General features: G+C 70.4%; 16 protein-coding genes and 1 riboswitch. Of the genes, 6 read left to right on the top strand and 10 right to left on the bottom strand.

The features are described 5' to 3' along the window. Positions 1-79 precede the first annotated feature (79 nt). The 5 genes from ACZ6MA_RS16660 to ACZ6MA_RS16680 all read right to left on the bottom strand — a co-directional run bounded on the left by ACZ6MA_RS16660 (position 80) and on the right by ACZ6MA_RS16680 (position 6222). Positions 80-1849, bottom strand: coding sequence for an ABC transporter substrate-binding protein (locus ACZ6MA_RS16660; RefSeq protein WP_469434400.1), 1770 nt, complete (start codon positions 1847-1849; stop codon positions 80-82). 114 nt (positions 1850-1963) lie between these two features. Continuing rightward, positions 1964-2962 carry an ABC transporter permease gene (locus ACZ6MA_RS16665; protein WP_469434402.1) on the bottom strand — a complete coding sequence of 333 codons (999 nt, stop codon included), beginning with the start codon at positions 2960-2962 and terminating at the stop codon, positions 1964-1966. Between the two features lie 448 nt (positions 2963-3410). Further along, a complete protein-coding gene (locus tag ACZ6MA_RS16670) occupies positions 3411-4160 on the bottom strand; it encodes an enhanced serine sensitivity protein SseB C-terminal domain-containing protein (protein WP_469434701.1) in 750 nt (249 codons plus the stop codon). Positions 4161-4304: 144 nt separating this feature from the next. Continuing rightward, complete coding sequence (locus tag ACZ6MA_RS16675) at positions 4305-5009, bottom strand: enhanced serine sensitivity protein SseB C-terminal domain-containing protein (RefSeq protein ID WP_469434703.1); 705 nt, start codon at positions 5007-5009, stop codon at positions 4305-4307. Between the two features lie 532 nt (positions 5010-5541). After that, positions 5542-6222 carry an AAA family ATPase gene (locus ACZ6MA_RS16680; RefSeq protein ID WP_469434404.1) on the bottom strand — a complete coding sequence of 227 codons (681 nt, stop codon included), beginning with the start codon at positions 6220-6222 and terminating at the stop codon, positions 5542-5544. 152 nt (positions 6223-6374) lie between these two features. Further along, positions 6375-6471: riboswitch (glycine riboswitch) on the top strand. Between the two features lie 176 nt (positions 6472-6647). Here ACZ6MA_RS16680 and gcvT point away from each other — a divergent pair. From gcvT to ACZ6MA_RS16705, 5 genes are all read left to right on the top strand, one after another. Beyond that, positions 6648-7763 carry a glycine cleavage system aminomethyltransferase GcvT gene (gene gcvT, locus ACZ6MA_RS16685; protein ID WP_469434406.1) on the top strand — a complete coding sequence of 372 codons (1116 nt, stop codon included), beginning with the start codon at positions 6648-6650 and terminating at the stop codon, positions 7761-7763. Between the two features lie 98 nt (positions 7764-7861). Next, positions 7862-8236, top strand: coding sequence for a glycine cleavage system protein GcvH (gcvH, locus tag ACZ6MA_RS16690; RefSeq protein ID WP_469434408.1), 375 nt, complete (start codon positions 7862-7864; stop codon positions 8234-8236). Positions 8237-8282: 46 nt separating this feature from the next. Beyond that, entirely contained in the window at positions 8283-9545 is a 1263-nt protein-coding gene (gene glyA / locus ACZ6MA_RS16695; protein WP_469434410.1) for a serine hydroxymethyltransferase, read from the top strand. Between the two features lie 248 nt (positions 9546-9793). Next, positions 9794-11176, top strand: a complete 1383-nt coding sequence (locus tag ACZ6MA_RS16700; protein ID WP_469434412.1) for an L-serine ammonia-lyase — start codon at positions 9794-9796, stop codon at positions 11174-11176. Positions 11177-11263: 87 nt separating this feature from the next. Continuing rightward, positions 11264-11695 (top strand): VOC family protein, encoded by a 432-nt coding sequence (locus ACZ6MA_RS16705; RefSeq protein WP_469434413.1) that lies wholly within the window; start codon positions 11264-11266, stop codon positions 11693-11695. Here the strand turns inward: ACZ6MA_RS16705 and cutA are convergent. Beyond that, complete coding sequence (gene cutA, locus ACZ6MA_RS16710; RefSeq protein WP_469434415.1) at positions 11655-11990, bottom strand: divalent-cation tolerance protein CutA; 336 nt, start codon at positions 11988-11990, stop codon at positions 11655-11657. The two genes, ACZ6MA_RS16705 and cutA, sit on opposite strands and share 41 nt — an antisense overlap. 62 nt (positions 11991-12052) lie before the next feature. Here cutA and ACZ6MA_RS16715 point away from each other — a divergent pair, with 62 nt between their 5' ends. After that, entirely contained in the window at positions 12053-12361 is a 309-nt protein-coding gene (locus tag ACZ6MA_RS16715) for a hypothetical protein (RefSeq protein WP_469434417.1), read from the top strand. A gap of 36 nt (positions 12362-12397) precedes the next feature. Here ACZ6MA_RS16715 and ACZ6MA_RS16720 read toward each other — a convergent pair whose 3' ends face one another. From ACZ6MA_RS16720 to ACZ6MA_RS16735, 4 genes are all read right to left on the bottom strand, one after another. Continuing rightward, positions 12398-12610, bottom strand: coding sequence for an EF-hand domain-containing protein (locus tag ACZ6MA_RS16720; protein ID WP_469434418.1), 213 nt, complete (start codon positions 12608-12610; stop codon positions 12398-12400). 491 nt (positions 12611-13101) lie between these two features. Beyond that, positions 13102-13710: an ATP-binding protein gene (locus tag ACZ6MA_RS16725; protein WP_469434704.1), complete on the bottom strand. Its 609-nt coding sequence runs from the start codon at positions 13708-13710 to the stop codon at positions 13102-13104. A 178-nt stretch (positions 13711-13888) separates the two neighbouring features. Then, positions 13889-14656, bottom strand: a complete 768-nt coding sequence (locus tag ACZ6MA_RS16730; protein ID WP_469434420.1) for an enoyl-CoA hydratase/isomerase family protein — start codon at positions 14654-14656, stop codon at positions 13889-13891. A gap of 129 nt (positions 14657-14785) precedes the next feature. Further along, complete coding sequence (locus tag ACZ6MA_RS16735) at positions 14786-15994, bottom strand: L,D-transpeptidase (RefSeq protein ID WP_469434422.1); 1209 nt, start codon at positions 15992-15994, stop codon at positions 14786-14788. Positions 15995-16280 lie beyond the last annotated feature (286 nt).

A 16280-nucleotide genomic window follows, 5' to 3' on the forward strand; every position in this document is an offset into this window, starting at 1 on the left:
GGGCGCCCGGACCGCCACGCGCGGCCCTCACCTGCCCTTCGGGCCTAGCGGCGGGTGCGCCGGTGGAGCGGACGGACTGTCACTTGACGACACCGAGCGAGGCGTAGTCGTAGCGGCCGTTGTAGGCGTCGGCCGTGTAGACGTTGGTCAGCCGGGAGCTGCGCCAGATGATGTTCTTCTCGTAGGTGAAGGGCAGGTACCAGGCGCCCTCCATGACCTTCTTGTTGGCCTCCTGGTAGATCTTCCCGGCCTTCTCCGGGTCGGTCTCGGCAACACCGTCGTCGAAGAGCTTGTTGACCGCCGGGTCGTCGAGTTCGGGGTAGTTCTGGTTGCCGCTCTGCTGGATGAAGCGGCCGTCCGCGATGGGCTTCAGGAAGCCCTGGCCGCTGGGGAAGTCGGCGCCCCAGCCCATGATGATGATTCCGTAGTTCTTGGACTTGACGTTCTTCGGCGCACCGATGATGCCGGTGGACTGCGCGCCGTCGAACTGGTCGATCTGCGCGTCGATGCCGACCTTCTTCAGGGCCGCCTGCAGCGACTCGGCGGTGGCGACCTCCGGCGGCTTGTTGTTGCGGACCGCGATCGTGGTCTTGAAGCCCGTGGGCTTGCCGCAGGCCTTCAGCTCCTCCTTGGCCTTGGCCTCGTTGGGCTTGCCCTGCTTGACGTCGTACGGGTCGTAGGCGGCGTCGAAGCCCTTGACCGACGGCGGCAGCATGCTGGTGCCGATGGAACCGCCCGCCTGCGGGCCGCCGCGGGCGGTCTGCAGCGAGGTGTGGTCGGCGGCGTAGATGACGGCCTTGCGGCAGTGCTCGTTGTCGAACGGCGCGACCGTCTTCGGGAAGGCGGCGTAGCGGATGAAGCCGGTGTCGGGGTTGTCGACGTTGGCCTTGTTCGACTGCAGGGCCTTCTGGCGGCCCGCCGAGCCCATGCCCGTCGCGTTGATGTCGAGGTCGTAGTCACCGGCGATGAGCCGGTTGTCCATGTCGTCGGCGTTGGTGGTGAGCTTGAGCGTGATCTTGTCCGGCAGGGCCTTGCGGACCGGGTCGCTCTCCTTCTTCCACTTGTCGTTGCGGACCAGCTCCAGGCCCTTGTTCGGGGTGTAGGACACCCACTTGTAGGGGCCGTTGGAGAAGGGCTTGCTGCCGTACTTCTCGACGGTGTCCTTGTCCGGGCGGACGGGTCCGGCCGCGGGCAGGGCCAGCATCTGGAGGAAGTCGCCGTTGGGCTTGGGCAGCTTGAAGACGATCGTCTTCGCGTCGGGCGTCTCGATCGCCTTCAGGCCCAGCTTGTCCTTGGAGGTGTCCTTGTAGGGACCCTTGTACTCGTTGCCCGGGTCCAGGGTGTCCTTCAGCCAGGTCGGACCGCCGGAGATCTTGTCCGTGGCCCAGGTGCGCTCGATGCCGTACTTGATCTGCTGGGTGGTGACGGGCTGGCCGTCCTCCCAGGTCAGGCCGTCACGCAGGGTGAAAGTGTAGGTCTTCTTGTCGGCCGACATCCGGCCGGTGTCCGTGGCCATGTCCGGCACGAGCGTGGAACTCTGCGCGCCGGGGGCGGCCTTCGGGGTGACGAGGGTACGGACGTAGTAGCGGGCGAAGTCCCACATGAATCCGTAGTAACCGCGCTGCGGGTCCCATGAGTCGGCGTCCTGGGTGCCGATGAACTTCAGCTCGCCACCCTTCTTGTCGGACACGCTGGCCACCTTGCCGACACCGGCGTTGAAGCCCGCGGCCTTGCCGCCCTTGCCGTCGTCGCTCCCGCCGCCGCCACAGGCGGCGGTGCCGACGAGGGCCGCGACCACGAGGGCCGACCCTGCGGCCAGTCTCCGCCTCGAAGTGCTCTGAGTTGTCAAGATGTCGCGACCTCCGTGATCGACGCGGCCCGTGGGACGAGCCGGCTTGTTTCGGGAACGGCCTCCTGACGGAACGACAGGGGCGGTGTACGACAGCGGACTTGGCTGTAGGGGTCAGCGCGAACCCTTCGGGTCCAGCGCGTCACGCACGCCGTCGCCGAAGAGGTTGAACGCCAGTACGGTGACGAAGATGGCGAGACCCGGGATGATCATGAACATCGGGTCGGACTCGTAGGTGCCGACGGCCTTGGAGAGCATCTGCCCCCAGGACGCGGTCGGCGGCTTGACGCCGGCGCCGAGGAAGCTCAGCGCGGCCTCGGTGAGCACATTGGTGGGGATCATCAGCGTGGCGTACACGGTGATCGGTGCCACCAGGTTGGGCAGCAGCTCGCGCAGGAGGATGTACAACTGTCCGGCACCCAGGCTGCGGGCCGCCTCGACGTACTCACGCTCCCGCAAGGACAGCGTCTGACCTCGGACGATGCGGCCCACGTACGGCCAGCCGAAGAAGCCGATCACCACGATCAGCACGGCCATGCGCACGCCCGAACCGGACATTCCCCATAGCGTGTTGGGCACCACGGACACCAGTGCGATGATGAACAGCAGCTGCGGGAAGGCCAGCAGCAGATCCATGACCCGGCTGATGACGGCGTCGACCCAGCCACCGAAGTAGCCGGCGACGATGCCGACGACCGTACCGACCACGACGGCGACGACCGCGGAGAGGAAGGCCACGAGCAGCGAGATCCGGGCCCCGTAGACGACTCGGCTGAAGACGTCGCGGCCGTTGCCGGGCTCGACGCCGAAGAGGAAGTCGCCGTTGATGCCGCCCCAGTCGCCCTTGGGGGTGCTGAACAGCGGGTCGATCGTCTCCTCGTGGAATTCGTTCGGCGGATGCCCGAACGCGCTCACGATGAGCGGGGCGAAGACCGCGACCAGTATGAGCAGCAGCACCACGATGCCGCCGGACAGGGCCACCTTGTCGCGCTTCAGCCGGATCCAGGCGATACGCCAGGGGGAGCGCCCCTCGATCGCCTTCGCCGGGACGCCGGCGGCGACATCGACGGCTGCGGTCTCCGCCGCGCTCGTGTCGTGCAATGGTGCCGTCATCGTCTGGTGGACCCCTCTCGGCCGGCGCCAACCGGCCCAACGCCCGCCGCCCGAAAGGCGGCTGGATCACATCACTGGTGCATCACTGGTGCATCACTTGGTGCAGATGGTGCGCGGATGGTGCGATGGTGCGGGAAGTACACGCGGAGCAGGTCGTACGCAGGGCCGATGGCCCGGAGAGCGGGAGCCGACGGCCCTTGTTGCGGGCCTTGTTGCGGGCCTTGTTGCCGGAGTCTTCAACGCGTTCACGATCACCCGCCAGACCTGACCGGCAATGGATGCGCAACCGTGATGTGTAGAGAAGGGTTCCGTTATACGGACATCCCGGGTTCTCCAGCGGATGCGAACACCTGTCGCCTGCGGCGGGGGGGGGGCGCCCTGCGGGCGCGCGTCCTCAAACGCCGGACGGGCTTAATTCAAGCCCACCCCACGATCCGTCGGTCAGGCCCTAGCCCTGCCAGCCCTGTTGGGGCGGGTAGCCGTAGCCGGCCGAGGCGGCGGGGGCGGCGGGGCCGTAGGCGTCGCGGTCGAAGAAGGGCCGTGTGTTGGCCCGCATCCACATCGCGACCGGGTCGTAGTCGTCCGACATCGCCACCGTCGACACCGGCAGCCCCTCGGGCACCACACTGATCGACTGCTGCATCATCAACCGCACGGATTCCACGGCGGTTTGCGAGGTGTCATAGAGATCGAGGCCGATCGCCAGGTACGGGGTGCCGAGCGCGGGCTGCACCCAGGCCCGGCGCAGCGCCCGGACGGCGGGCGTGCGGTGGGCGTTCTGCCCGAGCAGGGCGTAGAACTGCGGAATGTCTATGGCCGGTTCGCTCAGGCGCAGCGGCCCGGCGGGCAGCCGGTCGAGTCCGCCGGTGATGCGCCGCAGGTCGAGCCACGGGATGCCGACACCGCCGCCGGGCGCGTGCGGGTTGAGCCACAGGCCCCAGCGGTCGGGGAAGAGGGCGGCGGCGATGGAGCGCCCGGAGGCGACCTCGTGGGCGCGGTTCCAGCCACTGGCGGCGAGTTCCTGCGCGGAAGTCACACAGGGCGCGTAGCCGAGCCCGTCGACCTCCATGTTCCCGTACTGGGCGTCGGGCGATCCGGCCTGGCCGTGCCACAGCAGCATCCACACCTGGCCCTCGGCGAGGGCGTGCAGGAGTGCCTCGTACGCGTCGTACCTGCCGGGCGCCACTTGGCGCAGCATCTGCTCCACGCCGCTCTCCGCGCCCGCGCTCACCTGGGTCCGCCTCTTCTCTCGGCCGTCTCTCCACCGCAGGGGGGCGTGATCGCGCACCCCCTGTCGTCATCCAACCAGCTTACGAGCCCGCGACGGCGGGCACGGGAGGAGTCACAGGTCACGGTCGTAGAACGGGCGGACCCTCTCCCGCAGCCAGTCGCCGACGGGGTCCTGCGCGACGTCGAGGAAGACCAGCTGTACGGGCCAGGGCACCGGGACGGTGCCGAGGGCCCGGCCGAGGGCGTCCAGGGCGGCGGTGCGGCTCCCGGGGTCGGGCAGGTCCAGTTCGACGCCGACGAACAGCGCCGGGGCACCTCCCTCGACGCTCGCCAGGGTGCGGCGCGCGGTCCGCACGACGGCGGCGGCCGCGAATTCCAGTCCGGCGGCGGCGAGGAAGGCGGTGGGCTCGTCCTGCCAGTCGGGCTCGAAGAGCCGGACCCGCCCGCCCGTCGGATCGCCCTCCAGCGTGCCGCGCCCGGCCCGGCACAGCGCGGCCACGGCGACCGGCGGCAGGGGGACACCGACCGCGCCCTCGGGATTGACCACGATGCCCACCTGCGGGGGCAGCCCCCGGGCGAACTCCACGGCGGGCGCCACGGTGAAGGACATCCGGTCCCCGACGACGCACCGGAACTGCGCCTCGGAGCTGAAGACGGGGACGAACGCCGCGCCGTCGAGTTCGAGCGTGGGGACATCGAGGTCGGGGCTGTCGGGGCCGCCGCCGTTCGGCAGCGGTATCCACAGGTGGCTGCGGCCGAGGACGTCGACGATCGCCGGACCGGCACCGGGGTCACCGAGGGAGCCGGCGAGCACCATTTCGAGTTCGTTGGCGGGCCAGCCCTGGGGGAGAGCGGGGGCGCCGGGGCCGCCGGCGGTCACGCCTTGGGGGACACCGCCCTGAGCGGGGGTCCAGCCGTACTGCTCGGGGATGCTCATCTCGTCCAACTCGCCCAACGCCGTCCAACCACCGTATCGACAAAGCCGCATCCGAACCCTAGCGGCTCCGGGGGCCACGGCTCTCGTCGGCAGCCGAATTCGGTGCCGATCCGGATGTTCGGCGCGGATGCCCTGCGGGCCGTGGCATGTGCACCACCGCTGCGCGGGGTGTCCTCCGGACGGGCTCAATGTGGCCAGCTTTCCCTGCGGGCCGTGGCAGGTGCACCACCGCTGCGCGGCGGTTGTCCTCAATCGCCGGACGGGCTTGATTTGGCTGAGGCCAGCCAAAACCAGCCCGTCCGGCGTTTGAGGACGCGCCCGCAGGGCGCTCGCCGCCGCAGGCGGCCAAGGCGGCCCGCAGCCGACAAACCGCCGGCCCGGCGAGAGGCGGCAAGACCGCCCTCCCGGACCGTCAGCCGTCGAAGACGATCCTTTCGATCGTCCCGGCAGCCCCCCGGTCAAGCAGCACGGCAGAGGCGCAGCCATCCGGCAGGTGGCCGGCGGCGGTGTCCGTGATCAGTCGGGACATCGCCCGGCAGTGCCGGGCGAAGGCGCGTGCGGAGACGGTGCGGCCGCGTGCCGCCTGGCCGGCGAGCGCGGTGGGCGGGTCCACGGCCAGGACCAGCAGATGGACCGAGCCGCCGCGCCGCCGCGCGTCCCGGACGAGCCAGCGGCGGACCCAGCCGCGCTGCCCGCAGTCGTGCACGACCGCGCTCGCCCCCGAGCGCAGGGCCCGGCGCAGCCCGGCGTAGTGGGCGATCCGTACGAGCGGGCGGTAGGCCCCGTAGGGCAGCCAGGGCGGGGTGCGGCGCTCCAGCCGGTCGCGGGCGTCCTGGGAGTCGACGCACCAGACCACCGCGTCCCGGCCGTCCAGGGCGGCCACGGACCGCCGGATCAGTGTCGACTTGCCGCTTCCGGGGAGTCCGGAGACGACGAGCAGGTCCCCGGCCGGATATCGCAGGATCGCGGGGGCCGTGCCCCCGCGGAGATCGCGCACACCCGTCGGTCCCACGTTTCGCCGCGCCCCCTGCGCCCTCGGCGGCCCAGGCGGCACGGACCCCACCCGTGTCGTGTCCGTACCCCGCGCCCGCACCGTGCTCCCCCTCCTTCGGCCTCCCCTGTCCGGCCCCCCGGCCCCCTACCCACCGAACGTAAAGGAAAGGTAATCCAAATCAGGGGGTCTCGGGCCGTCCGTCGCACGCCTGTACGTGCAATGATGTGCGCGCCAACTGCATACCGGCCGCTCGAATCCGCGCGGGAGAGTCCCAGCACTATGTGTGCTGGGCGCCGAAGGAGCAAGTTCCTCCCTTGAATCTCTCAGGCCCCGTACCGCGCGGGTGAGGCAGATCTGAAAAGCGAGGCGCCCCCGGGCGACCTCCACCCAAGGTGCAAGCCGGGGACCCGTTCGTTTCGGGGCTCTCGGTGAACCTCTCAGGTTCCGATGACAGATGGGGAGGCCGTGACCCCTCTTTCGCGAGCCTTCCGCGAGTCTCGCGACCACGCCTGGGAGCCTGAACCATGACCGAAGCCCCCCGCCGCACCGCCCTGGACGCGCTCCACCGCGCGCTCGGCGCGACGATGACCGACTTCGCGGGGTGGGACATGCCCCTGCGCTACGGGAGCGAGCGCGACGAGCACGTCGCCGTGCGGACCCGTGCCGGTCTCTTCGACCTGTCGCACATGGGCGAGATCACCCTCACCGGCCCGCAGGCCGGCCGGGCGCTGGACTTCGCGCTCGTCGGCAATCTGTCCGCGCTGGCCGTGGGCCGGGCCCGCTACACCATGATCTGTGACGCCGCGGGCGGCATCCTGGACGACCTGATCGTCTACCGGCTGGCCGACGAGGAGTTCATGGTCGTCGCCAACGCCTCGAACGCGCAGGTCGTGCTGGACACGCTGACCGAGCGCGCCGCGGGCTTCGAGACGGCCGTCCGCGACGACCGGGAGAACTACGCGCTGCTCGCGATCCAGGGCCCCGAGTCCCCCGGCATCCTCAAGTCCGTGACCGACGCCGACCTCGACGGCCTCAAGTACTACGCGGGTCTGCCGGGCACGGTGGCGGGCGTGCCGGCGCTGATCGCCCGTACGGGTTACACCGGCGAGGACGGCTTCGAGCTGTTCGTCGCCCCGGCCGACGCCGAGAAGCTGTGGCAGGCGCTCACCGAGGCGGGCGCGGACGCCGGTCTGGTGCCGTGCGGCCTGTCCTGCCGCGACACGCTGCGGCTGGAGGCGGGCATGCCGCTGTACGGGCACGAGCTGACCACCGCCACCACGCCCTTCGACGCGGGTCTGGGCCGGGTCGTGAAGTTCGACAAGGAGGGCGACTTCGTGGGCCGCGAGGCCCTCACCGCCGCCGCCGAGCGCGCCGCCGCCCAGGCCCCGCGCAAGCTGGTCGGGCTGATCGCCGAGGGCCGCCGGGTGCCGCGCGCCGGGTTCCAGGTCGTCGCCGGCGGCCAGGTCGTCGGCGAGGTCACCTCGGGTGCCCCCTCCCCCACGCTCGGGAAGCCGATCGCCATCGCGTACGTCGACGCGGCGCACGCCGAGCCGGGCACGCAGGGTGTAGCTGTGGACATCCGCGGTACCCACGAGCCGTACGAGGTCGTCGCTCTGCCGTTCTACAAGCGTCAGCGCTGACCTTCCCGATCGGTTGTCGATCAGTTTTCGATCGGCTTTCGTCCCACCTGTCAAGACCCGTTGCACAAGCACCCACGCGCATCCAGGAGAATCAAGCCATGAGCAACCCCCAGCAGCTGCGTTACAGCAAGGAGCACGAGTGGCTGTCGGCCACCGAGGACGGTGTGGCGACGATCGGCATCACCGAGTTCGCGGCCAACGCGCTCGGTGACGTCGTCTTCGCCCAGCTCCCCGCCGTCGGCGACACCGTCACCGCGGGTGAGTCCTGTGGCGAGCTGGAGTCCACCAAGTCGGTCAGCGACCTGTTCTCCCCGGTGACCGGCGAGGTCGTCGAGGCCAACCAGGACGTCGTGGACGACCCCGCGCTGGTGAACTCCGCCCCCTTCGAGGGCGGCTGGCTGTTCAAGGTGAAGATCACGGACGAGCCGGCGGACCTGATGTCCGCCGACGAGTACACCGCCTTCGCCGGCTGAGCCCGTACCCCGCCTCCGCCCCACCCAGGAAGTCCAGGAAGAACTCATGTCGCTTCTGAACAGCTCCCTCCATGAGCTCGACCCCGACGTCGCCGCCGCTGTCGACGCCGAACTCCACCGCCAGCAGTCCACCCTCGAGATGATCGCCTCGGAGAACTTCGCTCCGGTCGCGGTCATGGAGGCGCAGGGCTCGGTCCTCACCAACAAGTACGCCGAGGGCTACCCGGGCCGCCGCTACTACGGCGGCTGTGAGCACGTGGACGTCGTCGAGCAGATCGCGATCGACCGGATCAAGGCGCTCTTCGGCGCCGAGGCCGCCAACGTGCAGCCGCACTCCGGCGCACAGGCCAACGCCGCGGCGATGTTCGCCCTGATCAAGCCCGGCGACACCATCCTGGGCCTGAACCTCGCCCACGGCGGGCACCTGACCCACGGCATGAAGATCAACTTCTCCGGCAAGCTCTACAACGTGGTCGCCTACCACGTCGACGAGCAGACCAACCTGGTCGACATGGAGGAGGTCGAGCGCCTCGCCAAGGAGCACCGCCCGAAGCTGATCATCGCCGGCTGGTCCGCGTACCCGCGCCAGCTGGACTTCGCCGCCTTCCGCCGGATCGCGGACGAGATCGGCGCGTACCTGATGGTCGACATGGCCCACTTCGCGGGCCTCGTCGCCGCCGGGCTGCACCCCTCCCCGGTGCCGCACGCGCACGTCGTGACCACCACCACGCACAAGACCCTCGGCGGTCCGCGCGGTGGCGTGATCCTCTCCACGGCCGAGCTGGCCAAGAAGATCAACTCCGCGGTCTTCCCCGGTCAGCAGGGTGGCCCGCTGGAGCACGTGATCGCGGCGAAGGCGGTGTCCTTCAAGGTCGCGGCGAGCGAGGAGTTCAAGGAGCGCCAGCAGCGCACCCTGGACGGCGCGCGGATCCTGGCCGAGCGTCTGACGCGGGCCGACGTGGCCGAGGCGGGCGTCTCCGTCCTCTCCGGCGGCACGGACGTGCACCTGGTCCTGGTCGACCTGCGCAACTCCGAGCTGGACGGCCAGCAGGCCGAGGACCGTCTCCACGAGGTCGGCATCACGGTCAACCGCAACGCCATCCCGAACGACCCGCGCCCCCCGATGGTCACCTCGGGCCTGCGGATCGGCACCCCGGCGCTGGCCACCCGCGGTTTCCAGGAGGATGACTTCCGCGAGGTCGCGGACATCATCGCCGAGGCCCTCAAGCCGGTCTACGACGCCGAGGCCCTGCGCGGCCGCGTCACGGCCCTGGCGGACAAGCACCCGCTGTACGCCGGCCTGAAGTAACGAAAGCGGTCCGGGTTCACCCGCCGGTACGGGGCATCGCGCACACTGAGAGGTGAGCGCGGTGCCCCGCACCGTGTGGCGCAGCGCACGCTCCTCGCCCCCAGGAGAGGCGTCCGCACAGCGCACACTGGACATACGGCCGTAGAACCGTGCAGCGTGCCCGTCCCGTAGGTCGGCGCGTCGCGCCCGCCCCGTGCGTCACCGCACGTCCCCCCAGTACCACCCACCAGCAGAAGGAAGCCGCCACCGTGGCCATCTCCGTTTTCGATCTCTTCTCGATCGGCATAGGCCCGTCCAGCTCCCACACCGTCGGCCCGATGCGCGCCGCGCTGATGTTCACGCGGCGGCTGAAGAACGAGGGCCTGCTGGCGCACACCACGTCCGTGCGGGCCGAGCTGTTCGGCTCGCTCGGTGCCACCGGCCACGGCCACGGCACCCCCAAGGCCGTCCTGCTGGGTCTGGAGGGCCACTCCCCCCGCACGGTCGACGTCGAGACCGCCGACGACGAGGTCGAGCGCATCCGCACCACGAAGCGGCTGCGGCTGCTCGGCGCGGAGATCGGTGCGGACCACGAGATCGACTTCGACGAGTCGACCCAGCTGATCCTGCACCGCCGCCGCTCCCTGCCGTACCACGCGAACGGCATGACCCTCTTCGCCTACGACGAGGCCGGTGCCCCGCTGCTGGAGAAGACGTACTACTCGGTCGGCGGCGGCTTCGTCGTGGACGAGGACGCGGTCGGCGAGGACCGGATCGTCCTGGACGACACCGTGCTGAAGTACCCCTTCCGCACCGGTGACGAGCTGCTGCGCCTGTCCCGCGAGACGGGTCTGTCGATCTCCGCGCTGATGATGGAGAACGAGAAGGCCTGGCGCACCGAGACGGAGATCCGCGAGGGGCTGCTGGAGATCTGGCGCGTCATGCAGGCGTGCGTGGCGCGCGGCATGTCCCGCGAGGGCATCCTCCCCGGCGGCCTCAAGGTCCGCCGCCGCGCCGCGAGCACCGCCCGCCAGCTGCGTGCCGAGGGTGACGCACAGGCCCGCGCCATGGAGTGGATCACGGTCTACGCCATGGCCGTCAACGAGGAGAACGCCGCCGGCGGCCGGGTCGTCACCGCGCCCACCAACGGCGCCGCCGGCATCATCCCCGCGGTCCTGCACTACTTCCTGGACTTCGTGCCCGGCGCGGACGAGGACGGCATCGTCCGCTTCCTCCTGGCCGCGGGCGCGATCGGCATGCTCTTCAAGGAGAACGCCTCGATCTCCGGCGCCGAGGTCGGCTGCCAGGGCGAGGTCGGCTCCGCCTGCTCGATGGCCTCCGGCGGTCTCGCCGAGGTGCTCGGCGGCTCCCCGGAGCAGGTCGAGAACGCCGCCGAGATCGGCATGGAGCACAACCTGGGCCTCACCTGCGACCCGGTGGGCGGTCTGGTCCAGATCCCGTGCATCGAGCGCAACGGCATGGCGGCCGCCAAGGCCGTCACCGCCGCCCGGATGGCGCTGCGGGGCGACGGCCGCCACCACGTCTCCCTCGACAAGGTCATCAAGACCATGAAGGAGACCGGTGCCGACATGAAGGTCAAGTACAAGGAGACGGCCCGCGGCGGCCTCGCCGTCAACGTCATCGAGTGCTGATCCGGCCGTTCTGCGCCGCGACCGTCTGAAACCCTGCCCCCTGCCCCCCGTGGCGGGGGGCAGGGCCGTTTACGGCATGATCACCTCATGCCTCATCTCGGACTGGTGACCCTCGTCGTGCGGGACTACGACGAGGCCATCGCCTTCTACGTGGACGCCGTCGGTTTCGAACTCGTCGAGGACACCGTCATCGACGAGGGCAAGCGCTGGGTGGTCGTCCGCCCGCCGGGCGCCCGGGAGACGGGACTGCTGCTGGCCCGGGCCTCGGGCCCCGCGCAGGAGGCGCGGGTGGGCGATCAGACGGGCGGCCGGGTCGGGCTCTTCCTGCACACCGACGACTTCGCGCGCGACCACGCGCGGATGCGGGCGGCGGGGGTCGAGTTCCGGGAGGACCCCCGGAGCGAGGCCTACGGGACGGTGGCCGTCTTCCAGGACCTGTACGGGAACCTCTGGGACCTGATCGGGCCCGGCGTGCCCGCTACTCCCCCGTCTGCTCCGTCTGCTCCGTCAGCCACCTGAGGTAGTCGGCACTGCCCGTCGTGACGGGCGTGGCGATGATTTCGGGGGTCTCGTAGCCGTGCTCGGCCCGGAGGTGGGCTTCCAGCTCGGCGTAACGGGCGGCCGTGGTCTTGTAGAGCACGCGCCATTCGGTGGCCGTCTCGATCCGGTCGCGCCACCGGTAGACGCTGGTGACGGGGCCGTCGATCTGGGCGCAGGCGGCGAGGCGGCGGGTGATCGCGGTCGTGGCCAGCCGGCGCGCGTCGTCGGCGCTGTCGGTCGTGGTGCTCACCGCGAGGTACTGGGTGTCCGGCATGGCGCCGACCGTATCGCGGCGTGGGAGCGGCGTTGTCAGTGGCGCCGCGTAGGCTCGCAAGCATGAGTTACGCAGATCTGCGCGAACTCCAGAGCGCGCTCAACACCGCTTCGGACATCGCCTTCTCGCTGGACGCCGCGCCCTCGGCGCACGAGGCCGACCAGCTCGTGGACGCCCTGCGCCGGGCGTTGGCCGCGGCCAATGCCCTGGGGGCCGGGTTCGGGGCGACGGGCTGCGCCGAGCATCCCCGGGGAGCCGTCGATCCGCTGTACGGGGACAAGGCCGATCCGCTGCCGCCGGGCTGGGGGCGGTGTCTGCTGTGCAACGACCGGCGGCGGCGGGCCAGCGCGCAGCGGCGGGGCTGGCGCTGACCCGGTGGCCGGGTCCGCATGGTGGCGCGGGCCGGGTCAGGCGTTGAGGGAGTTCCAGAACTCCTCGAAGGACAGCACGCCGTCGCCGTTGCCGTCCTTCTTGTTGATGATGGCCTGGGCCACGGTCTCGGTGACGTTGAAGTCGCCGAGTTCGGCCATCACGCTCTTGTACTCGGCGGCGGTGATGAAACCGTCCCCGTCCACGTCGAACCGGTCGAACGCCTTGCGCGCTGCATCGATGCTGGCCATGCGGGCCTCCCCTTGGTGTGCTGGTGTGACCGGCACAGATTAGCCGTCTCCTCCGGGCGCCGGTCGGGCGGTTCGGCCGACGGCCGCCGGGCCCCCGGAGCGGGGCCGCGCCGGGCCGGTCACATGGGCGGACCACCCACCGCGCCAAGCCCTTGTCACACACAGTGAAGCCGCATAAAGATAAGCGGCTTCGGCGAATCATTCATGGAATACAAGGTGGGTGGCGCAGCTCACCTTGGATTACCGAAGGGTATTGCCAGCGATGTCCCGTTAAGGGCTATTGCACCATTGGCTCCCGACCACTGCGCGTGACATAGTCGGGGCAACGACCCCCATTGACCCGGGCCAGGTCGTCTTACGCCGCGGAATACACCCCAATTCGTTCCGCGGCCCACGAAGAGGCCCCCGGCCCGTCGGACACCGACGCACGGGGGCCTCTTCGTTTTCGCCCGCTCCGCGTCGCCGTGGCGCCCTTCACCCGGCCGCGCGGGTCAGCGGTCCGCGACCCGCATCTCGAACCACGTCGTCTTGCCGCGTGCCAGCAGATCCACGCCCCAGCGGTCGGACAGCTTGTCGACCAGGAACAGCCCGCGCCCGCTCGTGTCCAGCTCGCGCACGGGCAGCAGGCACGGCAGCCCGCGCGAGGGGTCGCGCACCTCTATCCGCAGCCAGCCGCGGCGGCGCAGCATCCGCAGCCCGAAGCAGCGGGCACCGGTGTGCCGGACGGCGTTGCCGACGAGTTCGGATACCAGCAGGACCGCGTGTTCGGTGAGTTGGGCCGAGAGGCCCCACTGGCGCAGGACGACGGTCTGGGTCAGGCGCCGGGCCGCGGCCGCCGACTCCGGACGCGAGGGCAGCCGGACCTCACCGAGTGTGGGGTTGCCGAACAGTTCGAGCGCCTTCAGCGCCAGTTCATCCTCAACGGTCGGGCTCCATCGCACAGCGGCCGTACCGACCCGCTGCCGCGGTTGCTCCGATCCCTCCAGGCCCGCCATGCCCCCATCATGGCCGCCGTAAAGCCGCCACGGAGTGGAACCCAGGGATTCACTGCACCGGAACCTGCGATTCCATGCGCCCCCACCGACATATGCCATGGGCAGCAGGGGGCCCGGGAAACGTTCACCGACCTGCGGCGACGCCCGGTCCGCGCGGGGCGGCCGGGGGCTTGGAACGGGGTCAATCCAGGGGGTACGCACGCCGGAGAGAATTCCCCCACAAGAGGCAAGCCTCCGGCGTGCGCCCCCGACGGGGGTGGCGCGGCCGGCAACCCGGCGCGGGTCAGCCGAACTTGGCCTTGCCCGGCCCGTCCTCGACGAAGCTGCGCATCCCGATCTCGCGGTCCTCGGTCGCGAACAGCCCGGCGAACCAGTTGCGCTCGATCGCGAGCCCGGTGTCGATGTCGGTCTCCAGCCCGGCGTCCACGGCCTCCTTGGCCGCGCGCAGCGCGATGGCGGGACCGGCCGCCAGCTTGGCCGCCCACGCGTGCGCCTGCTCGTAGACCTCCTCGGCCGGGACGACCCGGTCGACGAGGCCCAGGGAGAGCGCTTCCCCGGCCTTCACCTGACGGCCGGTGAAGATGAGGTCCTTGGCCTTGGACGGGCCGATGAGCCGGGCCAGCCGCTGGGTGCCGCCCGCGCCGGGGATGAGCCCGAGCAGGATTTCGGGCTGGCCGAGCTTGGCGTTCTCGGCCGCGATCCGGAAGTCGGCGCACAGCGCCAGCTCACAGCCGCCGCCCAGGGCGTAGCCGGTGACGGCGGCGACGACGGGCTTGGGGATGCGGGCCACGGCCGTGAAGGAATCCTGGAGTCCGCGGGACCGCGCCACCATGGCGGCGTGGTCCATGTTCCGCATCTCCTTGATGTCCGCCCCGGCCGCGAACACCTTCTCCCCGCCCCACAGCACGACGGCCCGTACGTCGTCGCGGCGGGTGACCTCCTCGGCCAGCTCACGGATGCGGTCCTGGGAGGCCATGTCCAGTGCGTTCATCGGCGGGCGGTCGAGCCGGATGGTGCCGACGCCTTCGGCGACCTCTAGATGCACAGTCATGGCGTCAGATTAGGCGCTGGCCGTGGCCGGTGGTGCTTCGGGCTACGGCCCCGCCTTCGCACGACGGGCGGGCCGGTTCTGCCCGAACTCGGCGAGAACCGGCCCGCCCGGGGAGAGCGGGGACGTGACTCAGCCGCTGCGGCCCCAGTCCGTCCAGGACATGTTCCAGCCGTTGAGGCCGTTCTCGGGCTGGATGGTCTTGTCGTCGGAGTTCTTCACGACGACGACGTCACCGATGAGCGAGTTGTTGTAGAACCAGGCGGCCGGCGTGGACGGGTCGCCGCCGCCTCGCTGGTCGTACAGGCCCACACAGCCGTGGCTGGCGTTGGTGGACCCGAAGGTGTCCTCGCCGGACCAGTAGTTGCCGTGGAGGAACGTGCCCGAGGTGGACAGGCGCATCGCGTGCGGGACGTCCTTGATGTCGTACTCGCCGCCGAAGCCGACCGTGTCGCCGTTCATCCGCGTCACGTCGTACTTCTCGCTGATGACCATCTGTCCGTTGTAGGTGGAGTTGCCCGGGCCGCCGGCCGAGATCGGGACGGTCTTGAGGACCTTGCCGTCGCGCACGACCGTCATCTGGTGGCTCTTGGCGTCGACGGTGCTCACCTGGCTGCGGCCGACGGTGAACTTCACGGTCTTCGTCTGCGTGCCGTACACGCCTTCACGGCCCTGGACGCCGTCGAGGTTGAGCTGGACGGTCACCTTGGTGCCGGCCGCCCAGTACTTCTCGGGACGGATGTCGAGGCGGTCGTTGCCGAACCAGTGGCCCTTGACGGGCACGGACGGCTCGGCGGTCACCTTCACGGCCCGCTCGACGGCCTTGGGATCGGTGATGCCACGGCTGAAATTGATCGATACGGGCATTCCCACACCGACGGTGGTGCCGTCCTCGGGCGTGAAGTAGCCAACGAAGGTGTTCTGCGGGGTGAGGGTCGTGAACGTGGCGTGCTTGGCGGACGCCCTGCCCTCTTTGTCCTTGGCGACGGCGTCGACCGTGTACTTCGTGGAGGCGGCCAGATGACTGGTCGGCTCCCAGGTCGCTCCGTCGCCGGATATCTTGCCGTCGACGGTCTTGCCCTTGGCGTCGGCGACCTTGACGGACGTGATGCCGCCCTTCTCGGCGGTGACCTTCAGGGCGCCGCTCGTCGCCACGTCCTTCGCGCCGTCCTTGGGGGCGATGGTGACGACGGCTTGGGAGGGGCCGCCGACACTGGCACCGGCCTTCTTGGCGTCATCCGACCCGCCACAGGCGGTGACCAGCAGCAATGTGGCCCCGAGCAGCGCGGCGAGAGGGCCGCCGCGGCTCCCCCGCCGACCCGGTATCGGCTGCGTCTTCAAAACGGTTGTCTCCCCTCACACGGCCCGCCCAGGCGGCGCCCATCTGAGCGCGGCACGCGCGCATGGCGATAGATAACCACACGCCCCGGACGACTCCGCCCCCCGCGTATGTCACCGTTCGGTCCCAAATGGGAGTGGTGATGCGAGCCGTGTGCCTGGTGATTGACCAGTGGCTCGATCGGGGCAGCATATTTCAGCCGCGCGGGCCGGATGACCGGGCCCCGGGCCCGGCGGCCGCGGTCGCCCGGCGGGCCCGATCACGCGGGTGAGCGCACCCGAGGATCTG

The sequence above is a fragment of the Streptomyces sp. NPDC042259 genome, assembly GCF_055582085.1.